This window comes from Aminobacter sp. J44 (assembly GCF_007829415.1).
In the GTDB taxonomy this organism is placed as follows: Bacteria; Pseudomonadota; Alphaproteobacteria; order Rhizobiales; family Rhizobiaceae; genus Aerobium.
This window is the reverse complement of record NZ_VLJG01000034.1, coordinates 98,082-117,786: the sequence shown is the minus strand read 5'-3', so window position 1 is coordinate 117,786 and position 19,705 is coordinate 98,082. Positions and strand designations below refer to the sequence as shown.

The 19,705-nt window shown below is 64.9% G+C and carries 18 protein-coding genes; 10 read left to right on the top strand and 8 right to left on the bottom strand.

All coding sequences use genetic code 11. From position 1 onward, the window contains the following. The first annotated feature begins 1 nt into the window (after window position 1). Together pcaF and L610_RS13470 are read left to right on the top strand one after the other, a co-directional pair. Entirely contained in the window at window positions 2-1,210 is a 1,209-nt protein-coding gene (gene pcaF / locus L610_RS13475) for a 3-oxoadipyl-CoA thiolase (protein WP_144705663.1), read from the top strand. Window positions 1,211-1,339: 129 nt separating this feature from the next. Continuing rightward, a complete protein-coding gene (locus tag L610_RS13470) occupies window positions 1,340-1,714 on the top strand; it encodes a hypothetical protein (protein ID WP_144705661.1) in 375 nt (124 codons plus the stop codon). A 3-nt stretch (window positions 1,715-1,717) separates the two neighbouring features. On the opposite strand, the gene L610_RS13465 is transcribed toward L610_RS13470, so the two are convergent. Beyond that, a complete protein-coding gene (locus L610_RS13465) occupies window positions 1,718-2,689 on the bottom strand; it encodes a GlxA family transcriptional regulator (RefSeq protein ID WP_144705659.1) in 972 nt (323 codons plus the stop codon). A 76-nt stretch (window positions 2,690-2,765) separates the two neighbouring features. Between L610_RS13465 and L610_RS13460 the strand changes: the two genes are divergently transcribed. The 6 genes from L610_RS13460 (at window position 2,766) to L610_RS13435 (ending at window position 9,383) form a co-directional block, all read left to right on the top strand. Beyond that, on the top strand, window positions 2,766-3,683 hold the full coding sequence (locus L610_RS13460) for a 3-keto-5-aminohexanoate cleavage protein (protein ID WP_024847486.1): 918 nt from the start codon (window positions 2,766-2,768) through the stop codon (window positions 3,681-3,683). 7 nt (window positions 3,684-3,690) lie between these two features. Next, window positions 3,691-4,755, top strand: coding sequence for a carnitine 3-dehydrogenase (locus L610_RS13455; RefSeq protein WP_144705657.1), 1,065 nt, complete (start codon window positions 3,691-3,693; stop codon window positions 4,753-4,755). 3 nt (window positions 4,756-4,758) lie between these two features. Continuing rightward, window positions 4,759-5,922: an acyl-CoA dehydrogenase family protein gene (locus tag L610_RS13450; protein WP_144705655.1), complete on the top strand. Its 1,164-nt coding sequence runs from the start codon at window positions 4,759-4,761 to the stop codon at window positions 5,920-5,922. A 16-nt stretch (window positions 5,923-5,938) separates the two neighbouring features. After that, the gene (locus L610_RS13445; protein WP_144705653.1) at window positions 5,939-8,020 is read left to right on the top strand and encodes an acetate--CoA ligase family protein; all 2,082 of its coding nucleotides are present in this window, start codon (window positions 5,939-5,941) and stop codon (window positions 8,018-8,020) included. Beyond that, entirely contained in the window at window positions 8,017-8,799 is a 783-nt protein-coding gene (locus L610_RS13440) for a carnitinyl-CoA dehydratase (protein ID WP_144705651.1), read from the top strand. The genes L610_RS13445 and L610_RS13440 overlap by 4 nt, the downstream gene beginning before the upstream one ends. Window positions 8,800-8,882: 83 nt before the next feature. After that, complete coding sequence (locus tag L610_RS13435; protein ID WP_144705649.1) at window positions 8,883-9,383, top strand: GNAT family N-acetyltransferase; 501 nt, start codon at window positions 8,883-8,885, stop codon at window positions 9,381-9,383. Between the two features lie 3 nt (window positions 9,384-9,386). Here L610_RS13435 and L610_RS13430 read toward each other — a convergent pair whose 3' ends face one another. From L610_RS13430 to puuE, 7 genes are all read right to left on the bottom strand, one after another. Next, window positions 9,387-11,045, bottom strand: coding sequence for an ABC transporter ATP-binding protein (locus tag L610_RS13430; protein WP_144705647.1), 1,659 nt, complete (start codon window positions 11,043-11,045; stop codon window positions 9,387-9,389). Next, the gene (locus L610_RS13425) at window positions 11,045-11,869 is read right to left on the bottom strand and encodes an ABC transporter permease (protein WP_144705645.1); all 825 of its coding nucleotides are present in this window, start codon (window positions 11,867-11,869) and stop codon (window positions 11,045-11,047) included. The genes L610_RS13430 and L610_RS13425 overlap by 1 nt, the downstream gene beginning before the upstream one ends. 9 nt (window positions 11,870-11,878) lie before the next feature. After that, complete coding sequence (locus L610_RS13420; protein ID WP_144705643.1) at window positions 11,879-12,832, bottom strand: ABC transporter permease; 954 nt, start codon at window positions 12,830-12,832, stop codon at window positions 11,879-11,881. Window positions 12,833-12,839: 7 nt separating this feature from the next. Beyond that, window positions 12,840-14,432, bottom strand: a complete 1,593-nt coding sequence (locus tag L610_RS13415; protein WP_024847477.1) for an ABC transporter substrate-binding protein — start codon at window positions 14,430-14,432, stop codon at window positions 12,840-12,842. Window positions 14,433-14,869: 437 nt separating this feature from the next. Continuing rightward, entirely contained in the window at window positions 14,870-15,370 is a 501-nt protein-coding gene (locus tag L610_RS13410; protein ID WP_144705641.1) for an ureidoglycolate lyase, read from the bottom strand. 45 nt (window positions 15,371-15,415) lie between these two features. Further along, the gene (locus L610_RS13405; RefSeq protein WP_024847475.1) at window positions 15,416-16,243 is read right to left on the bottom strand and encodes a bifunctional allantoicase/(S)-ureidoglycine aminohydrolase; all 828 of its coding nucleotides are present in this window, start codon (window positions 16,241-16,243) and stop codon (window positions 15,416-15,418) included. A gap of 12 nt (window positions 16,244-16,255) precedes the next feature. Next, a complete protein-coding gene (puuE, locus tag L610_RS13400; protein WP_024847474.1) occupies window positions 16,256-17,689 on the bottom strand; it encodes an allantoinase PuuE in 1,434 nt (477 codons plus the stop codon). A 172-nt stretch (window positions 17,690-17,861) separates the two neighbouring features. On the opposite strand from puuE, the gene uraH reads away from it, so the two are divergent. Further along, window positions 17,862-18,227 carry a hydroxyisourate hydrolase gene (gene uraH / locus L610_RS13395; RefSeq protein ID WP_024847473.1) on the top strand — a complete coding sequence of 122 codons (366 nt, stop codon included), beginning with the start codon at window positions 17,862-17,864 and terminating at the stop codon, window positions 18,225-18,227. A gap of 1 nt (window position 18,228) precedes the next feature. Next, a complete protein-coding gene (gene xdhA, locus L610_RS13390; RefSeq protein ID WP_144705639.1) occupies window positions 18,229-19,704 on the top strand; it encodes a xanthine dehydrogenase small subunit in 1,476 nt (491 codons plus the stop codon). Window position 19,705: the final 1 nt, after the last annotated feature.

The following is a 19,705-nucleotide window of genomic DNA, read 5'->3' as shown; positions in this document are numbered from 1 at the left end:
AATGGCCGAAGCTTATATCTGCGACTACGTCCGCACCCCGATTGGCCGCTTCGGCGGTTCGCTGTCCTCCGTCCGTGCTGATGATCTCGGCGCGATCCCGCTCAAGGCGTTGATGGAGCGCAATCCGAACGTCGACTGGGAAGCCATCGATGATGTGGTCTTCGGCTGCGCCAACCAGGCAGGCGAGGACAACCGCAACGTGGCGCGCATGTCGCTCCTGCTCGCGGGTCTGCCGCTCACCGTGCCGGGTTCGACCGTCAACCGCCTGTGCGGTTCGGGTATGGATGCGCTAACCATCGCCGCCCGCGCCATCAAGTCGGGCGAGATGGAGCTGATGATCGCCGGCGGTGTCGAGTCGATGAGCCGCGCGCCGTTCGTGATGCCGAAGGCAGAGACCGCCTTTTCGCGCAATGCTGAGATCTACGACACCACCATCGGCTGGCGCTTCGTCAATCCGCTGATGAAGAAGCAGTACGGCGTCGACTCGATGCCTGAGACCGGCGAGAACGTGGCTGAGCAGTTCAACGTCTCGCGTGAGGACCAGGACGCCTTTGCCGTACGCAGCCAGGCCAAGGCCGTTGCCGCGCAGCAGAACGGCCGCCTTGCGAAGGAAATCGTGCCGGTGACGATCCCGCAGCGCAAGGGTGATCCGATCATCGTCGACAAGGACGAGCATCCGCGCGCCGGGACGACCATCGAGACCCTGGCCAAGCTGCCGACGCCGTTCAAGAAGGAAGGCGGCACCGTCACGGCCGGCAACGCTTCGGGCGTCAACGACGGCGCGGCCGCCCTGATCGTCGCCTCGGAAGCTGCGGTGAAGAAGTATGGCCTGACCCCGATCGCTCGCTTCGTCGGCGGTGCGGTTGCCGGCGTCGAGCCGCGCATCATGGGCATCGGCCCGGCTCCGGCCACGCACAAGCTCTGCGCGCGCCTCGGCATCAAGCCGACCGACTTCGATATCGTCGAGCTCAATGAAGCTTTTGCCTCCCAAGGCATCGCCGTGCTCCGCGACCTCGGCATTTCCGAGGACGCGGAGCACGTGAACCCGAATGGCGGCGCAATCGCGCTCGGCCATCCGCTTGGCATGTCGGGTGCGCGCATTGCAGGCACGGCGGCGCTTGAGCTGCGCGAGCGCGGCGCAAAGCTCGCGCTGGCAACGATGTGCATTGGCGTCGGCCAGGGCATTGCGGTGGCGCTTGAGCGCGTCTGATCCGCGAAACGTCTGAGTGAATGAGATGGCGGGGCTGGTCCCCGCCATTTTTTATTCGCGCGGGCTCAAGCCTTATTGCCGTTACGTCAGCGACCGCATACGTCAGCTGAAACGGGCAGTGGGGAACTCATGCAATCCAAAATGAACAACGTGGCGGCGCTTCTGTCCGTCATCGGCATCGGCCTGCAGGCCATCGTCTGCTTCGTGGTCGCCGAAGGGCCGATCAGCGGTTTCCATCTCGGCCTGTTCGGCGCAGCGAGTCTTGCCTATCTCGCCAGCCTGATCCTCGCACTGCGCACCAGCCTTTGGGTGTCGGCGCTGCTGATCGCCGTTCTTTCGCTGCTTCTCGACCTCACGGCCTTCTATTCGGTCTTCATCGCCCCGACCTCATCGACCGAGGCGCTGAGCCTTCTCGTCGTGCCGCTCGTCAAGCTGCTCGGCATCGTGCCGTTCGGGCTGATCGTCGGGGTGCTGGTGAGGGTCTTCGGCGGCAAGGCGGCCTGAGCTTCACCGGGCGCGCATCTGCGTCGGCGCAACGCCGAACGCTCTCCGAAATGCACGCGAAAATGCGGCCGCGCCGGAAAATCCGGTGCGGGCGGCGATGTTCGCCATCGGTTCGGCCGTGTCGAGCACCAGCCGCCTCGCTGCGAGCAGCCGCAGGCGCAGATTGTAGGCGCCGGGAGTCTCACCGACGGCAGCGGTGAAGATCTTTTCCAGCGTCCGGGGCGTCACACCCACGCGACGCGAGATCGCGGCGATGGTGAGCGGGCTGTCGACGTGGCTTTCCATCAGGCGGATCGCCTGTGCGAGGCGCGGATCATAGCCGTCGAGCCGCCCTAGCGAGACCAGCGGCTGCGCGTCGGTCGCCGCGCGCGCCTGGTCGTAGATGAAGACGCTCGCCACATCGAGCGCGACGGCCATGCCGAGCCGCGAGCGGATGAGGTGCAGCATCAGGTCAAAGGTCGGAGAGGCGCCGCCTGAGGTAAACACCGGTCCGTCGATCACGTAACGGTCGGGCCGCACGTTGCAGCCGGGAAAGCTGACGGCAAAGTCTTCCAGATCTTCCCAGTGGGTGGTGGCAGCGCGACCTTCGAGCAAGCCCGCATAGCCCAGCGCCCAGCTGCCTGCCTCGATTCCGCCGAAGGCGCGGGCGCGGCGGGCCGCCTTGCGGATGTCCGACAACAGCCCCCGCTCACGCACCCGACGCGTGCCGAAGCCGCCGACGGCGACGATGACGTCCGTCTCTGCTGCCGGATCAAATTTCCCCGCCACCTGCACCGCCGTGGTCAGCGGGTTTTCGCCGTCCGGCGAGACGATTGTCCAGTCGAACTTCTTTTCGCCGGTAACTCGGTTTGCCGCGCGCAGCGGATCGACCGCCGAGGCGACGCACATGATCGACGTTCCGGGAAAGACGAGGAAGGTCAGCCGCAGCGGCGACTGGTCGGGAACGAATATCGAGCGGCATTCGCTATGCATCAAACGGAATTCGTAAAGTGGAAAGCGCCGCTTCGCAAGTAAGGCATCATCCTTCCCCAAGGTGAAGAGGGAGGATGCCATGCCATTGGCGATGAATCGCGAGGTGTTCATCACCTGCGCGGTGACTGGTTCGGGAAGCACGCAGGATCGCAGCCCCCATGTGCCGCGCTCGCCGAAACAGATCGCCGAGGCCGCGATCGAAGCCGCGAAGGCAGGCGCCGCCGTCGTCCACTGCCACGTCCGCGACCCGGAGACTGGCGCGCCCCGCCGTGACGTCCATCTCTACCGCGAAGTGACCGAGCGCATCCGCGATGCCGAGGTCGATGTCGTCCTCAACCTCACCGCCGGCATGGGGGGCGATATGGTGTTCGGCGATGTCGAGAGCCCGCTGCCGCTGCGCGAAAAGGGCACCGACATGGCCGGCGCCAGCGAGCGCGTCGAGCATGTGCGCCAGTGCCTGCCGGAAATCTGCACGCTCGATTGCGGCACCATGAACTTCGCTGAGGCCGACTATGTGATGACCAACACGCCCGGCATGCTGCGGGCGATGGGCCGGATGATGACGGAGCTGGGGGTGAAGCCTGAGGTCGAGGCATTCGACACCGGCCATCTCTGGTTTGCAAAGCAACTGGTGGAGGAGGGCGTATTGCAGCCCGACGTGCTGGTGCAGCTGTGCATGGGCGTGCCGTGGGGAGCGCCGGACGACCTCAACACCTTCATGGCGATGGTCAACAACGTGCCGAAGGAGTGGACGTTCTCGGCCTTCGCGCTCGGTCGCAACCAGATGGCCTATGTCGCCGCGACAGTGCTTGCCGGCGGCAATGTCCGCGTCGGCCTCGAGGACAATCTCTGGCTCGACAAGGGCGTGCTCGCGACCAATGCGCAGTTGGTCGACCGGGCGGTGACGATCGTCGAAAACATGGGCGCGCGGGTGATCGGCCCGGAAGAGGTGCGGGCGAAGCTCGGCCTCGTCAAGCGCGCACCCGTAGCAGCGTGAGGCGCCGATGATCAGGAAGGCAGCCTGCATTGGCGGTGGTGTGATCGGAGCCGGATGGCTGGCGCGGCTGGTGCTGAACGGTATCGACGTCGCTTTGTTCGACCCGGACCCGGAAGCCGAGCGCAAGGTCGGCGAGGTGATGGCGAATGCCCGCCGCGCTTACAAGAGGATGGCGACGGGCGGCCTGCCAAAGGAAGGCCGGATCACCTACGCCGCGACGATCGCCGAGGCGTTGGCCGATGCCGACCTCATTCAGGAGAGCGTGCCGGAACGGCTGGACCTCAAGCACAAGGTGCTGGCGGAAGTCGACCGGCATGCGAASCCYGCCGCGATCATCGGCTCATCCACCTCCGGCATCAAGCCGACCGACATGCAGCCGGCCTTGGAGAAACATCCCGAGCGGCTGGTCGTCGGCCATCCCTTCAACCCGGTTTACCTGCTGCCGCTGGTCGAGATCGTCGGCGGCGAAAAGACATCGCCCGAAGCGATAGAGAAGGCGAAGAAACTTTATGCCTCGATCGGCATGAAGCCGGTGGTGATCCGCAAGGAGATCGACGCCTTCGTCGGCGACCGCCTGCTTGAGGCGCTGTGGCGCGAGGCGCTGTGGCTGATCAAGGACGGCATCTGCACCGTCGAGGAACTCGACGACATCATGCGCTACTCGTTCGGCCTCCGCTGGGCGCAGATGGGCCTGTTCCAGGTCTATCGCATCGCCGGCGGCGAGGCGGGCATGCGCCATTTCATGGCCCAGTTCGGGCCATGCCTTAAATGGCCGTGGACGAAGCTGATGGACGTGCCGGAGTTCAACGACGAGCTGGTCGAGCTGATCGCCACCCAATCCGACGAGCAGTCCGGTCGCTGGTCGATCCGCGAGCTGGAGCGGATCCGTGACGATAATCTCGTTGCGATTATGGAGGCGCTGGGCAGGCAGAACCGGGGCAGGGGCTGGGGCGCGGGCGAGCTGCACAACGGCTACGTGAAGCAGCTGTCCAAGCTAGCGGCTAAGCCGAAGCTGTCGCAGGCGGCGGAAAAGGCACGCGCGGCCAAGCCAAAACGACGGAAGGCGGCCTGAGTCATGGATTTCGGCCTGACGGAAGAACAGAAACTCATCGTCGAGACGACGCGGGCCTTCGTCGAGAACGAACTCTATCCGCACGAAGCGGAGGTCGAACGCACCGGCGTGCTGCGCCGCGAGTTGATCGAGGAGATCAAGGCGAAGGCAATCGAAGCTGGCCTCTACGCCGCCAACATGCCGGCGGAGGTCGGCGGCGCCGGTCTCGATACGCTAACCTGGCTGCTCTACGAGAAGGAGCTTGGCCGTGCCAATTACGCGCTGCACTGGACCTGTGTCGCGCGGCCCTCGAACATCCTGCTCGCCGGCACGCCCGAGCAGCGCGAAAAATATCTCTACCCCTGCATCCGCGGCGAGACCTGGGATTGCCTTGCCATGACCGAGCCGGGCGCCGGCTCTGACCTGCGTGGCATGAAGGCGACTGCGCGGCAGGACGGCGACGACTGGATCCTCAACGGCACCAAACATTTCATCAGCCACGCCGACATTGCCGGTTTTGCCATCGTCTTCATGGCGACCGGCGAGGAGGAGACTCCGCGAGGCAAGCGCAAGAAGATCACGGCCTTCTTCGTCGACAAGGGCACGCCCGGCTTCACGGTGCGCGACGGCTACAGAAATGTCTCGCACCGCGGTTACACCAACTCGGTGCTGGAGTTCGACGACTGCCGCATCCCGAAGGAACAGGTGCTCGGCGAGGTGCATAAGGGCTTCGAGGTTGCCAGTCAGTGGCTGGGCGCGACCCGACTGCAAGTGGCCGCGACGTGCCTCGGCCGGGCCGAACGTGCGCTGGCGCATGCCATCGACTATGCCGCGACCCGCGAGCAGTTCGGCCAGCAGATCGGCAAGTTTCAGGGCGTGTCATTCAAGCTCGCCGACATGGCGACGGAACTCAAGGCGGCTAAGCTGATGGTGCTGGAGGCCGGCTGGAAATACGACGCCGGAACCGTCACCGACCAGGACATGGCGATGGCCAAGCTCAAGGCCACCGAAATGCTCGCCTTCGTCGCCGACGAGGCGATCCAGATCCACGGCGGCATGGGCCTGATGGACGAACTGCCGCTCGAACGGATCTGGCGCGACGCGCGGGTCGAGCGGATCTGGGAAGGCACCAGCGAGATCCAGCGCCACATCATCTCGCGGGCCTTGCTACGGGCAATTGGAGGGTAGCGGTGGGGGGGCATAGTTGAACCGGCTTGATCGGCTTCTGCGTCCCAAGACCATTGCCGTTATCGGCGGGGGTGGATTTGCGCCGAATGTCGTCAGGCAGTGCCTCAAGATGGGCTTTGCCGGTGAGGTCTGGCCGGTGCATCCGTTGCGCGACGAGGTAGCGGGCGTCAGAGCCTTTGGCAGCGTTGCCGATCTTCCCAGGCCGCCCGATGCCGCCTTCATCGGCGTCAACCGGTACCTGACCATCGACATCGTCCGCGAACTCGCAGCACGCGGCGCGGGCGGTGCGGTGTGCTTTGCCGCCGGCTTCCTTGAAGCTGATGGCGACGATGCCGACGGCGCGCGGCTGCAGCGCGAGCTGGTGGAAGCGGCCGGTAACATGCCGATCATCGGCCCGAACTGCTACGGCCTGATCAACTATGCCGATGGGGCGCTGCTCTGGCCTGATCAGCATGGCGGCCAGCGTCTCGCCGAGGGCGGACGCGGCGTCGCGATCCTCACCCAGTCGTCCAACATCGCCATCAATATGACGATGCAGAAACGCGGGCTGCCGATCGCCTATGTGTTGACAGCTGGCAACCAGGCGCAGACGGGCCTCTCCCAAATGGTGCTCGGGCTGATCGAGGACGAGCGGGTCAGCGCGCTGGGCCTGCACATCGAGGCGTTCGACGACATCGCGGGCTTTGTCGAACTGGGTCGCCGCGCCCGCGAACTCGGCAAGCCGGTCGTGGCGATGAAGGTTGGCCGCTCGGAGGCCGCGCGAACCGCCACCATATCGCACACGGCCTCGCTGGCGGGCTCAGATGCGGCATCCGATGCGTTCCTGCGTCGGCTCGGCATCGCACGTGTTAGCTCGATCCCGTCCTTCCTTGAGACGCTGAAACTGCTCCACGTGATCGGCCCGCTGAAAGGGCGGCGTCTGTCATCGATGAGCTGCTCGGGCGGTGAGGCCTCGATCGTGGCGGATGCCGCCGAGGGGCGGCGCGTCAAGTTTTCGAAGCTCGACCCGGCGCACGCCGAGCGCGTGCGCGCAACCCTCGGGCCGCTGGTCGCGATTGCCAACCCGCTCGACTACCACACCTTCATCTGGAACAACGAACCAGCGATGGCCGCGACCTTCACCGCCATGGTGTCGGGCCGCTTCGACCTCAACCTGCTGGTGCTCGATTTTCCCCGTGCCGACCGCTGTTCGGACGCTGACTGGTGGCCGACGGTGAACGCGTTCCAGACCGCGCTGAAAAGCAACGAGGCAAGAGGCGCCATCGTCGCCTCGATGCCGGAAAACCTGCCCGAGGAATACTGCGAAAAGCTGATCGCGTGCGGGATCGCGCCGCTGATGGGGATCGACGAAGCGCTCGATGCGGCCGAGGCCGCCGCCTTCATCGGCGAGGCCTGGGCGCGGGAGTGCGATTTTCAGCCGGCGGAGATCTTCACCGGGGCTTCAAATGACCTGAATGGCAGCGATCCGGACGAGGCGGACGCCAAGAAGCTGCTGCGCGATGCCGGCCTGCCGGTGCCAGAAGGCAGGCACGCCGGGAGCATCGCGGAAGCCGAGGAGGTTGCAACGCTGCTGGGTTATCCGGTCGCGGTCAAAGCGCTGGGCATCGCGCACAAGTCCGAGGCTGGCGCGGTCAGGCTTAACCTGCGCGATCATGCTTCTGTTCGCGCGGCGGCTGCGGACCTCTTGCCGCTCGGCACCGGGCTCTATGTCGAGCGGATGATCGAGGGTGCGGTGGCCGAACTCATCGTCGGCGTCACGCGCGATCCGCTGTTCGGGCCGGTGATGACGGTCGGCATCGGCGGCGTGCTGGTCGAGCTGCTCAAGGACTCGGCCACGATCCTGCTGCCGACCTCGTGCCACGAGATCAATGCGGCGCTGCGCAGCCTGCGCATGCACGCGCTGCTGGAAGGCTATCGCGGCCGCCCGGTCGCCGATCGCGAGGCGGCGGTCGCTGCCATCCTTGGCGTTGCCCGGTTTACGCTCCAGCATTCGGCAACGCTTGAAGAACTCGACATCAATCCGCTGATCGTCTGCGAGCAGGGCAAGGGCGCCTGGATCGCGGACGCGCTGCTGGTGACACGGAAGGAGGGAGCATGAACGACGTGATCAAGACCCGCCGGGAAGGGGCGATCCTCGAAGTCACGCTCGACCGGCCGAAGGCGAATGCGATCGACCTCGCGACGAGCCGGCTCATGGGCAAGACCTTCGAGGCCTTTCGCGACGATCCGGAGCTTCGCGTCGCGATTGTGAAGACCGCCGGCGACAAGTTCTTCTCGGCCGGCTGGGATCTGAAGGCTGCGGCTGCCGGGGATGCGGTCGATGGAGACTATGGCGTCGGCGGATTTGGCGGGCTGCAGGAACTGCGCGACCTCAATAAGCCCGTAATCGCCTGCGTGCACGGCATGGCGGTGGGCGGCGGCTTCGAGCTGGCGCTGTCATGCGACCTTATCTACGCCTCGGACACGTCGTCCTTCGCATTGCCGGAGATCAGGGCGGGAACGCTGGCGGATGCGGCGACCGTCAAGCTGCCGAAGCGCATTCCCTATCACGTCGCGATGGACCTTCTGCTCACCGGCCGCTGGATGGACGCGATGGAGGCGCATCGCTGGGGCCTCGTCAACGAGGTGCATCCGGCAAGCCAGCTGGAGGAACGCGTCTGGGATGTCGCGCGGCTSCTCGCGGCCGGCCCTCCGCTGGTCTTCGCCGCGATCAAGGAGGTCGTCCGCCGCGCCGAGGCGATGGAGTTCCAGGACGCGATGAACTGGATCACCAAGCGCAAGTTCCGCACGGTAGACGAACTCTACGCGTCGGAAGACAATCTCGAGGGCTTTAAGGCCTTCGCCGAAAAGCGCGATCCGGTTTGGAAGGGGCGGTGAGGGCCCGCGTCAGCCTGCAAAAAAGCGTGTGCCAGCGGTGACGGAGCGTTGACGGCGGCGGACGATCGGCTAGTGATCCGCGCATGTCTGATACTGCCCTTTCTCCGGTGCTGCCCGTCACTTCGGACGCACTGCCTGCCATCCTCGAACTCAACAACGAGCACGCGCGTGAGCTCTCATGGCTCGAGCCGGAGCGGCTCGCGCATCTCGTCTCCGAGGCGTTCTGGACAGCGCGGGTGGGGGAGGCCGACGCCTTCCTGCTCACCTTCGATCAGGATGCCGACTACGACAGCCCGAACTTCCTGTGGTTCAGGGACCGCTATCCGCGCTTCGTCTATGTCGACCGGATCGTGGTGGCGAAGCATGCGCGTGGGCGCGGGCTGGCGCGAAAGCTTTACGAGCAGGTGTTCGCCAGGGCTCAGGCGGCGGGCCACTCCGTCGTCGGCTGCGAAGTCAACTTCAATCCGCCCAACCCAGAGTCGGACGCCTTTCACGCCGCGATGGGCTTCGAGGAAGCCGGCCTCGCCGACGTCTATGGCGGCGAGCGCACCGTACGCTATCTGATCCGCAGGCTCCAAGCCTGATCCTCAGTTGCCGGCGCTTGCCATGCGCCGGCCGGAAATCGCCCGCTCGAGCCAGCCCACCTCCATCTCTGGCACGGACGACAACAGCAGGTCCGTGTAGTCGTCGAAGGGCGGCGTCAGCACCTGCGACTTCGGCCCGTAGCGCACGACCTCGCCGCGATACATGACGGCGATGGAGTCGGCGATTGCCTTCACCGTTGCGAGGTCATGGGTGATGAAGAGGTAGGCGACGTCCTCTTCCGCCTGCAGATCCAGCAGCAGCCTGAGGATGCCGTGGGCGACCAGCGGGTCGAGCGCCGAGGTGACCTCGTCGCAGATGATCAGCTTCGGCTTCGCCGCGAGCGCGCGGGCTATGCAGACGCGCTGCTTCTGCCCGCCTGAGAGCTCGGCCGGATAGCGGTCGGCAAAGCCCTTGCCCATCTCGATCTTGTCGAGAAGTTCGGCGACACGCGCATCGCGCTGGCGTCCGCGCATGCCGAAATAGAACTCGAGCGGCCGGCCGATGATCTCCGCCACTGTCTGGCGCGGGTTCATGGCGACGTCCGCCATCTGGTAGATCATCTGCAGCTCGCGCAGGTCTTCGCGCTGGCGATCGGCAAGCCGGTTCGCCAGTGTGCGGCCGGCGAAGGTGATGGTTCCCTCCATGGGCGGCAAAAGGCCGGTGATGGCGCGGGCGAGCGTCGACTTGCCGGAGCCGGATTCGCCGACGACGGCCAGCGTCTGGCCCGGATGGATGTCGACTGAGACGTCCTTCAGCACCCTGATCGCGCCGTGTCCATAGGCGGCAGTCACGTTCTTCACTGACAGGATCGGGCTGCTGGTCGCCGGCTTTTCCTGGTGGTCTATCCTGTGCACCGAGACGAGCTGATTGGTGTATTCCTGTCGGGGCTCCTTGATGATCTGCTGCGTGTCGCCCCATTCGACCAGTTTGCCGTTGCGCAGGACAATGATCTCGTCCGCGATCTGGGCGACGACGGCGAGGTCGTGGGTGATGTATAGCGCGGCAACGCCGGTGTCGCGGATCGCGTCCTTGATTGCCGCGAGCACGTCGATCTGGGTGGTGACGTCGAGCGCGGTGGTCGGCTCGTCGAAGACGATGAGGTCGGGTTCCGAGCAAAGCGCCATGGCCGTCATCACGCGCTGGAGCTGGCCTCCCGAGACCTGGTGCGGGTAGCGGTTGCCGATATTGTCGGGATCGGGAAGGCTGAGCTTGCGAAACAGGGCCTTCGCCCGCTTTTCCGCCTCGGCGCGGCTGGCGGTTCCGTGCTGGAGTGCCGCCTCCACCACCTGATCCATCAGTTTGTGGGCCGGGTTGAAGGCGGCTGCCGCCGACTGGGCGACATAGCAGACCTCGCGGCCGCGTATCCTGCGGATGCCGCGTTTCCCCGCCTTGAGGATATCGCGGCCGTTGAGCAGAACCTCGCCGCCGGTAATGCGCACGCCACCGCGGCCATAGGCCATCGAGGAAAGGCCGATGGTGGACTTGCCGGCGCCGGACTCGCCGATGAGGCCGAGCACCTTGCCGCGTTCGAGCGTCAGCGACACGTCATGGACGATGGTGATGTTCTTCGGCGGCTCGCCGGGCGGATAGCTCGTCGCCTCGATTCTGAGGTTGCGGATCTCGAGAAGGCGGCCGTCGTGCTTCGGAGCGGGATTTGCCATCAGCCGCGCCCTCCCTTCAGGCTCGAGGTTCGGTTCAGCACCCAGTCGGCGACGAGATTGACCGAGATGGCGAGTGCAGCGATGGCCCCGGCCGGGATCAGCGCCGCCGGAATGCCGAAGACGATACCTTCCTTGTTCTCCTTCACCATGCCGCCCCAGTCCGCCTCCGGCGGCTGCACGCCAAGGCCGAGGAACGACAGCGCCGAGAGGAACAGTACGGCGTAGATGAAGCGAAGGCCGAGTTCCGAAACGAGCGGTGACAGCGCGTTGGGCAGGATCTCGCGGAAGATGATCCAGGCATTGCCTTCGCCTCGCAGCTTGGCCGCCTCGACGAAGTCCATGACGTTAATGTCGGCGGCGACCGCGCGCGACAGGCGATAGACGCGTGTCGAATCCAGGAGGCCCATGACGAGGATCAGGGTGATGATCGTCGAGGGCAGGACCGACAGCACGACGAGGCCGAAGATCAGCGTCGGGATCGACATCAAAAGGTCAATGAAGCGCGACATCAGCGTGTCGAACCAGCCACCGACCACGGCTGCCGTGAAGCCAAGGATCGCGCCGAGCGAGAAGGACAGCGCCGTCGCGGCCGCCGCGATGAACACCGTAATCCGCGCGCCGTAGATCATGCGCGAGAGCAGGTCGCGGCCGAGGTTGTCGGTGCCGAGCCAGAACTGCTCGGACATCGGCTCCCACACGCCGCCGACGATCTCCGCCTTGCCGTAAGGTGCGATCCACGGCGCGAAGATCGCGCAGAACAGGAACAGGGCGGTGAAGAAGAGGCCGATCCAGGCGCTGACGGTGATGGTCTTGATGTCGAACATCCGCCGCTCCTACCGTGGGTGCCGCAGGCGCGGGTTGGAGACGATGGCCGCAATGTCCGCGATCATGTTGAGGGTGATGTAGACGGCCGCGAAGATCAGGCCGACGGCTTGCACCACCGGAACGTCGCGCTTGGTGACGTGGTCGACGAGATACTGGCCCATGCCGGGATAGACAAAGATCACCTCGATGACGACGACGCCGACAACGAGGAAGGCGAGGTTCAGCATCACCACGTTGACGATCGGGGCGATGGCGTTCGGGAAGGCGTGGCGGCGGATGATGTCGAACTGTGACAGGCCCTTGAGCTCCGCCGTCTCGATGTAGGCCGACTGCATCACGTTCAGGATCGCAGCGCGCGTCATGCGCATCATGTGCGCCAGCACGACGAGGGTGAGCGCGGTGGCGGGCAGGGCGATCGCCTTCATGCGGTCACCGAACGACATCGCCTCATGCACAGTCGAGAAGCTCGGGAACCAGTTGAGTTTCACGGCGAAGAAGAAAATCAGCACGTAGCCGATGAAGAATTCGGGCAGCGAGGTCGAGGCGAGGGCGAAGCCCGAGATCGTCTTGTCGATCCAGCCGTTGCGGTAGCGCACGGCGAGCATGCCGAGGATGAGCGCGAGCGGCACCGAGACGACCGCCGCCCAGAAGGCTAGGAACAGCGTGTTTTTCAGCCGCGGCCAGATCGAGGTCGCGATGTCCATGCGGTTGGAAAGGGCGGTGCCGAGGTCGCCGGTGAGCAGCCCGCCGAGCCAGGTGAAATAGCGGACGATGGCTGGTTCGTTGAGCCCGAGTTCACGGCGCAGGTTTTCGAGCGCCTGCGGCGTGGCCGACTGGCCGAGGATCGAGGCCGCGACGTCACCGGGCAGGATTTCGGTTCCCGCGAAGATCAGGACGGAGACGGCGAAAAGCAACAGGATGCCCAGCGCGATGCGCTGGGCTATGAGTTTCAGGATCTGCATTGGCCCGTCAGCCCTGCTGCAGCCAGACGCGGGTCGCCGCCCTCAGGTTCGAGGTTTCGTGGTTCGGGTCGCGGACCCAGCCCTGGACCTCCTCGCGACGGGCGTCGATGAAGTCGTTGAACATCGGCAGGATGAGGCCGCCGTCATCGCGCACCTTGAGCGCCGCCTCGCGATAGAGCTCGGCGCGCCGCTTCTGGTCGAGCTCGGCGCGGGCCTCAAGGATGATCTTGTCGAAGCCCTCGTCGAAGAAGCGGGTGTCGTTCCAGTCCGCGCCGGAGATGTAGGCGGTGGAGTACATCGAATCCTGCGTCGGTCGTCCGCCCCAGTAGGAGGCGCTGAAGGGCTGCTTGTTCCAAACCTCGGTCCAGTAACCGTCGCCAGGCTCGCGCTGGACCTGCAGTTCGATGCCGGCTTTGGCGGCCTGCTGCTGGAACAGCTGCGCCGCGTCGACCGCGCCGGGGAAGGCGACGTCCGAGGTGCGCAGCAGGATCGGGCCGCTGTGGCCGGACTTCTGGTAGTGGAACTTGGCCTTCTCCGGATCGTAGACGCGCTGCTCAATATCGGTTGGGAACAGGGCGTAGGACTCGTTGATCGGGAAGTCGTTTCCGATCGTGGCATGGCCCATCAGGATCTGGTTGACCATCTGCTCGCGGTCGATCGCGAGCTTCAGGGCCATGCGCAGGTCGTGGTTGTCGAACGGCGCCGTGTTGCAATGCATGATGAACACGTAGTGGCCCTTCGACGGGGTGCTCTCGATGTGCACGCCCGGCGCCCGCGACAGCAGCGCCACGGTGCGTGGCTCGACGCGGTTAATGATGTGCACCTGGCCCGACTGCAGCGCCGCCATGCGGGCGGTGGCGTCGTTCATCACGATCACCTCGACCGAGGCGACGTGGCCGACATCGTCGCGCCAGTAGCCGTCATATTTTGTGCTGACGTGGCGCACGCCCGGCTCGTTGACCTCGACCTTGTAGGGGCCGGTGCCGATGCCTTCGTCCGGTTTGTCGTAGCCGCCGTTCGGCTGGATCACGAGGTGGTAGTCGGTCAGGAGCAGCGGCAAATCCGCATTGCCATGTTCCAGCTTGAAGACGACATTGTCGCCGTCGACAGCAATGTCGCCGAGGCCGCGCAGGACGCCGAGCGCGGCGGACTCGGTCTTTTCGTCCGAATGGCGGCGGATGGTCTGGGCAACGTCTTCCGGCGTCAGCTCCTTGCCATTGTGGAAGGTCACGCCCTTGCGGATCTTGAAGCGCCATTCCTTGGCGTCATCGGACGCTTCCCAACTCTCGGCGAGGACCGGCTGCGGCGAGCCATCTTCAGGGGACTGGAGGACCAGCAGTTCGCCCCAGGTGGAGCCGAAGTTCTGCGGCACCTGAGTCAGCCACTTGGCGGGATCGAGGCTGTTTGTGGATTCGCCGCCCGTTAGCCCCATGCGCAGGTCGCCGCCCTTCTGTGGCCCCTGCGCCCTGACGGCGTTTGCGAGGAGCGAGTTCGCTACGGTAGCCGAGACGCCCAGCGCAGCAGCACGGCCGAGGAAATCCCGGCGGCTCAAACGACCCATGGCAACGTGACGGCTCAAGAAATCAAGTTCGCTGGACATGTAGTAATGCTCCTCACCCGATTGATCTGTCGGACCCATTGACTTGGGCTGCGTGAACCGCGCCTCGTTGCCGACATATTGGAGCCAAAATAGTCCGGGCCACAAGGCGTTGTGCGACACGTAATGGCGTATTTTTTAGTCGCCTAATGTCCGGAAATAGCTTTGGTGTATCGCGTAAGATTCAACTTAAGGATGATTTATACATATAATGTATAGATGTATAACTATGGCTGCCGATAGCGGATTGCCCCACTCCTAAGTCACCACCCTGCAAGGGAGAATCGTGCTGACGTAGCGTCGGGTTCAGGGCTGCCGCCGCGACGCGGAGAAGAAATTCAACTGCAGCTGAAACGAATGACGTAACGTCAGGTTGCAACGAAATGCGACAATGACGCGCTTGTCCGGTGTCGCTTTCGGTAGCCGAAAAGTGGAAGAAGCTATTCCGGCAGCCTGATTTCCCAGGGCTCCTCGAAGAAATATTCCTCGACGTTGCTGCCATCGCCGCCGCGGTCGACGACGACGAAGTCCTGTGGCGCACCGATCGGCGTCAGCACGCCGTGCCAGCGGTTGGCCGGGTAGTTCACGCCCTGGCCGGGCGAGGTGATGAACGCATGCGGCCGGCCGGGCCGGCCGTTCTCATCATGACAGACGATCACCAGGAAAGGTGCCGGCGACAGTGGCACGAATGCCTGGCTGCCAAGCGGATGGCGTTCGACCATGGTGAGCTTCAGCGGCAGGTCGTACGGCGTGCCCTTGAAGATCGACACCAGCACCCGCGCATTTTCGCCCAGCGCTTCGACCTTGCACAGATCGTGATAGCGCTCGCATTTGCCGCCATTGATCGGGTAGTGCGTGTCGCAGTCGGTGTCGATGACGTCGCCAAATTCGGCAAACGCCTCGCGCGTCAGCGGCCGGGCGGTGATGATGCGGTTGCTCATGCGGACGTCCTGCACGTTGAGATGGCGATATCCCCACCAACCATCCTACCTGAACGCCAGCTTGGCGTGGCGGTTGACGTCCTTGTAGAGGAGGTAGCGGAATTTTCCCGGACCGCCCGCGTAGCAGGCCTGCGGGCAGAAGGCGCGCAGCCACATGAAGTCGCCAGCCTCGACCTCGACCCAGTCGCGGTTGAGCTTGTAGACCGCCTTGCCCTCCAGCACGTAGAGGCCGTGCTCCATCACATGCGTTTCCTCGAACGGGATGACGCCGCCTGGCTCGAAGGTGACGATGGTCACATGCATGTCGTGGCGAAGATCTGCTGGATCGACGAAGCGTGTCGTTGCCCAGGCACCGTTGGTGTCGGGCATGATGGAAGGCGCAATATCCTTCTCGTTCAGAAACAGCGGGTCCGGGACGTCCAGCCCCTCGACGAAGTCGTAGGCCTTGCGGATCCAGTGGAAGCGCGCGGTCTCAGAGCGTTCGTTGCGGAGCGCCCAGCCGCTTGCAGGCGGCAGATAGGCATAGCCGCCGGGGATGAGCGCGTGCTTTTCGCCGTCGAGCGTAACGGTGATCTCGCCCTCGACCACAAACAGGACGCCCTCGGCATCCGCGTCGGGTTCAGGCTGGTCGCTGCCGCCGCCGGGAGCCACTTCCATGATGTATTGCGAGAAGGTCTCCGCGAAGCCGGAGAGAGGGCGCGAGATGATCCAGAGCCGGGTCTTGTCCCAGAAGGGTAGGTAGCTGGTGACGATGTCGCTCATCACGCCCTTTGGGATCACCGCATAAGCTTCGGTGAAGATCGCGCGGCCGGTGTGCAGCTCCGTCTGGGGCGGCAGGCCGCCGTGAGGGGCGTAGTAGCTTCTGTCACTCATCTGTCTCGTCCCTCAGGCTGGCAGGATGTCTCTCAGCCGCAGCTCAGCAATGCGCTCCACCTGCTTGCAGGCGGTAGCGAACTCGGTGTCGCGGTCGTTGTTGATGCGCGTCTGGAAGGCGGCAAGGATGCTTGCCTTGGTGTTGTCCTTGACGGCGATGATGAACGGGAAGCCGAATTTTTCGACATAGGCCGTGTTCAGCCGCGTGAAGGCCTCGCGCTCCTCATCGGTCAGCGCGTCGAGGCCGGCGGAGGCCTGCTCATTGGCTGATTCTGGCGTCAGGCGCTTTGCCTGCGCCAGCTTGCCGGCAAGGTCGGGATGTGCGCGCAGGACGCCGAGCCGTTCCTCCTCGCTTGCCGAACGGAAGATGCGCGCGAGCGCGTTGTGCAGGCCGCCGGCGGAATCGTGCGCGGGGCCAAGCTCGAGGTCGAAGGCGCGCTCGGCGATCCAGGCCGAGTGCTCGAAGATGCCGCCGAACTTTGCCACGAACTCTTCGCGCGACATGCGGCTCGGGCGCAGCGGGTGCGGCTTGTAGGGATGATGCTCGCGCCAATGGGCGGCGATCTGCCCGCGCGTCGGCAGCCACACCTTGTCGTGGCTCTTCACGTAGTCGATGAAGCGCTTGAGCGACGCGGCGCGGCCGGGGCGGCCGATCAGGCGGCAGTGCAGGCCGATGCTCATCATCGCCGGCCGGCCCGCCTTGCCCTCGGCATAGAGCGTGTCGAACGTGTCCTTGAGGTACGCGAAGAACTGGTCGCCGGAGTTGAAGCCCTGCGAGGTGGCAAAGCGCATGTCGTTGGCATCGAGCGTGTAGGGGATCACCAGCTGCGGCGGGATCGGATTGCCGTGACCGTCGTGGTCGAGCCAGTAGGGCAGGTCGTCGTCATAGGTATCGGAGATCCAGTCGAAACCGCCTTCGGCCGCCGACAGGCGCACGGTCCAGACAGAGGTGCGGCCGAGATACATGCCGCGCGGGCGCTCGCCGACCACCTCCGTGTGGAGGCGGATGGCCTCGAGAAGGTCATTGCGCTCGGATTCCTCGTCGTGATCGCGATAGTCGATCCAGCGCAGGCCGTGGCTGGCGATTTCCCAGCCCGCTTCCTTCATCGCCGCGACTTGGTCGGGCGAGCGGGCAAGGGCTGTGGCAACGCCGTAGACCGTGACCGGAACCTCGGCTTCCGTGAACATGCGATGCAGCCGCCAGAAGCCGGCGCGGGCACCGTATTCGTAGATCGACTCCATGTTCCAATGGCGCTTGCCGGGCCAGGGCGCCGCGCCGACCACTTCCGACAGGAACGCCTCGGACGCGGCGTCGCCGTGCAGGATATTGTTCTCGCCGCCTTCCTCGTAGTTGACCACGAACTGCACCGCGACATGGGCGCCGCCCGGCCACTTCGGGTCCGGCGGGTTCTGGCCGTAGCCGCGCATGTCTCTGGGATATCGCATTACCTTCAGTCCTCGTTTGTCCGCAGGATAATTGAACAAATGCAGGCGCATTCCCATCGGAAAATTTGAAAGTCTTTTTGGCGCTTTCGCCGCTGCCATTTGCATCCGATGCAATAGGTTGCGAAGATCGAAGGCAATCCCAACGCCGGAAGATGCGGGGCAGGAGAAAATTATGGCGCAGGCAGGGGCCGGGAGGCTTACAACCCACGTTCTCGATACCGCTTCGGGCAAGCCCGCGGCGGGTCTGAAGATCACGCTTTACCGGATCGAGGGCGAGACGCGGCAGAAGGTGAAGGACGTTGTCACCAACCATGACGGCCGCTGCGATGCGCCTGTGCTCGAGGGTGACGCCTTCCAGACCGGTGTCTACGAACTCGTCTTCCACGCCGGCGACTATCTGCGCGCGAGCGGCGCGAAGCTGCCTGACCCGCTGTTCCTCGACGAGATACCGATCCGCTTCGGTATGGCCGAGCGGGCCCACTATCATGTCCCGCTGCTGATCTCGCCGTTCGGCTACTCGACCTATAGGGGGAGCTGAGATGGCCCAGCCGGTTCGCCGCGAAATCCGCTTCATCCTCAACGGCGAGACGGTCACGCTCCCGGACGTCAAGCCGGACGAACTGCTGCTCGACTTCCTGCGCCTGCGCCGGTCGCTGCGTGGCAGCAAGGAAGGCTGCGCTGAGGGCGATTGCGGCGCCTGCACGGTGCTGGTCGGCCGGCTGACGGGCGGTGAGCTCGTCTATGAATCCGTCAACGCCTGCATCCGCTTCCTCGGCTCGCTCGATGGCTGCCACGTCGTGACGGTCGAGCACCTTCGCGGCGAGAATGGCGGGCTGCATCCGGTGCAGCAGGCGCTGGTCGATTTTCATGGCTCGCAGTGCGGCTTCTGCACGCCGGGCTTCGTCATGTCGCTCTATGTGCTGTGGATGCGAGAGCCGAGCCCGTCTGACGCGCGGATCGAGAAGGCGCTGCAGGGCAATCTCTGCCGCTGCACTGGATACGAGTCGATCATGCGCGCGGCCCGCGCGATCTCGTCCTATGGCGAGGCTGGTCGCGATCTGCTGGCGAAGGAGCGAACGGACATTGCCGCCCGGCTTGCCGCGCTCAAGGATGGCGCGCGCGTCGAGATTGGGTCGGGCAAGAACCGGCTGATCGTTCCGGCTTCGGTCGACGATTTCGCCGAGATCTACGCCGCCGAGCCGGCGGCGACTGTCGTCGCGGGATCAACCGACGTTGGCCTGTCGGTGACCAAGCAAATGCGCGACATCTCGCCGGTCATCTTCATCGGCGGGCTGGAGGAGCTACAGACCATCACCGAACACCAGGACGGCATCCGCATCGGCGCCGGTGTCAGCTATACGCAGGCGCGAGATTTCCTGGCGGCTCGCGTCCCGGCGCTGGGCGCGCTGGTCGACCGCATCGGTGGCGAGCAGGTGCGCAACATGGGCACGATCGGCGGCAATATCGCCAATGGTTCCCCGATCGGCGATACGCCGCCGCCGCTGATCGCACTAGGCGCATCGGTCACGCTGCGGCACGGGAATGTCCGCCGCTGCATCCCGCTCGAAGATTTCTTCATCGCCTATGGCAAGCAGGACCGGGCTCCCGGCGAGTTCGTGGAGTCGGTCCATGTGCCGCTTCCGGCGCCAGACGCGCATTTTGCCGTCCACAAGATCTCCAAGCGCCGCGACGAGGACATCACGGCAGCGCTGGGCGCCTTCAATGTGCAGGTGCGCGAGGGCAGGGTGGCCGCCGCACGGATTGCCTATGGCGGCATGGCCGCGACGCCGAAGCGGGCAAGGGCGGTGGAGCAGGCGCTGATTGGCCAGCCGTGGACCGAGGAAACGATCGTGGCGGCGCAGGCGGCATATGCGACCGACTACACGCCGCTCACCGACATGCGCGCGACGGCGGAGTACCGCCTGCTGGCAGCGAAAAACCTGCTGTTGCGGTTCTATCTCGAAACCACCAGTGCGGCGAAGCCGTTCAGGGTCAAGCGCTGCGAGGAGGCGTGAG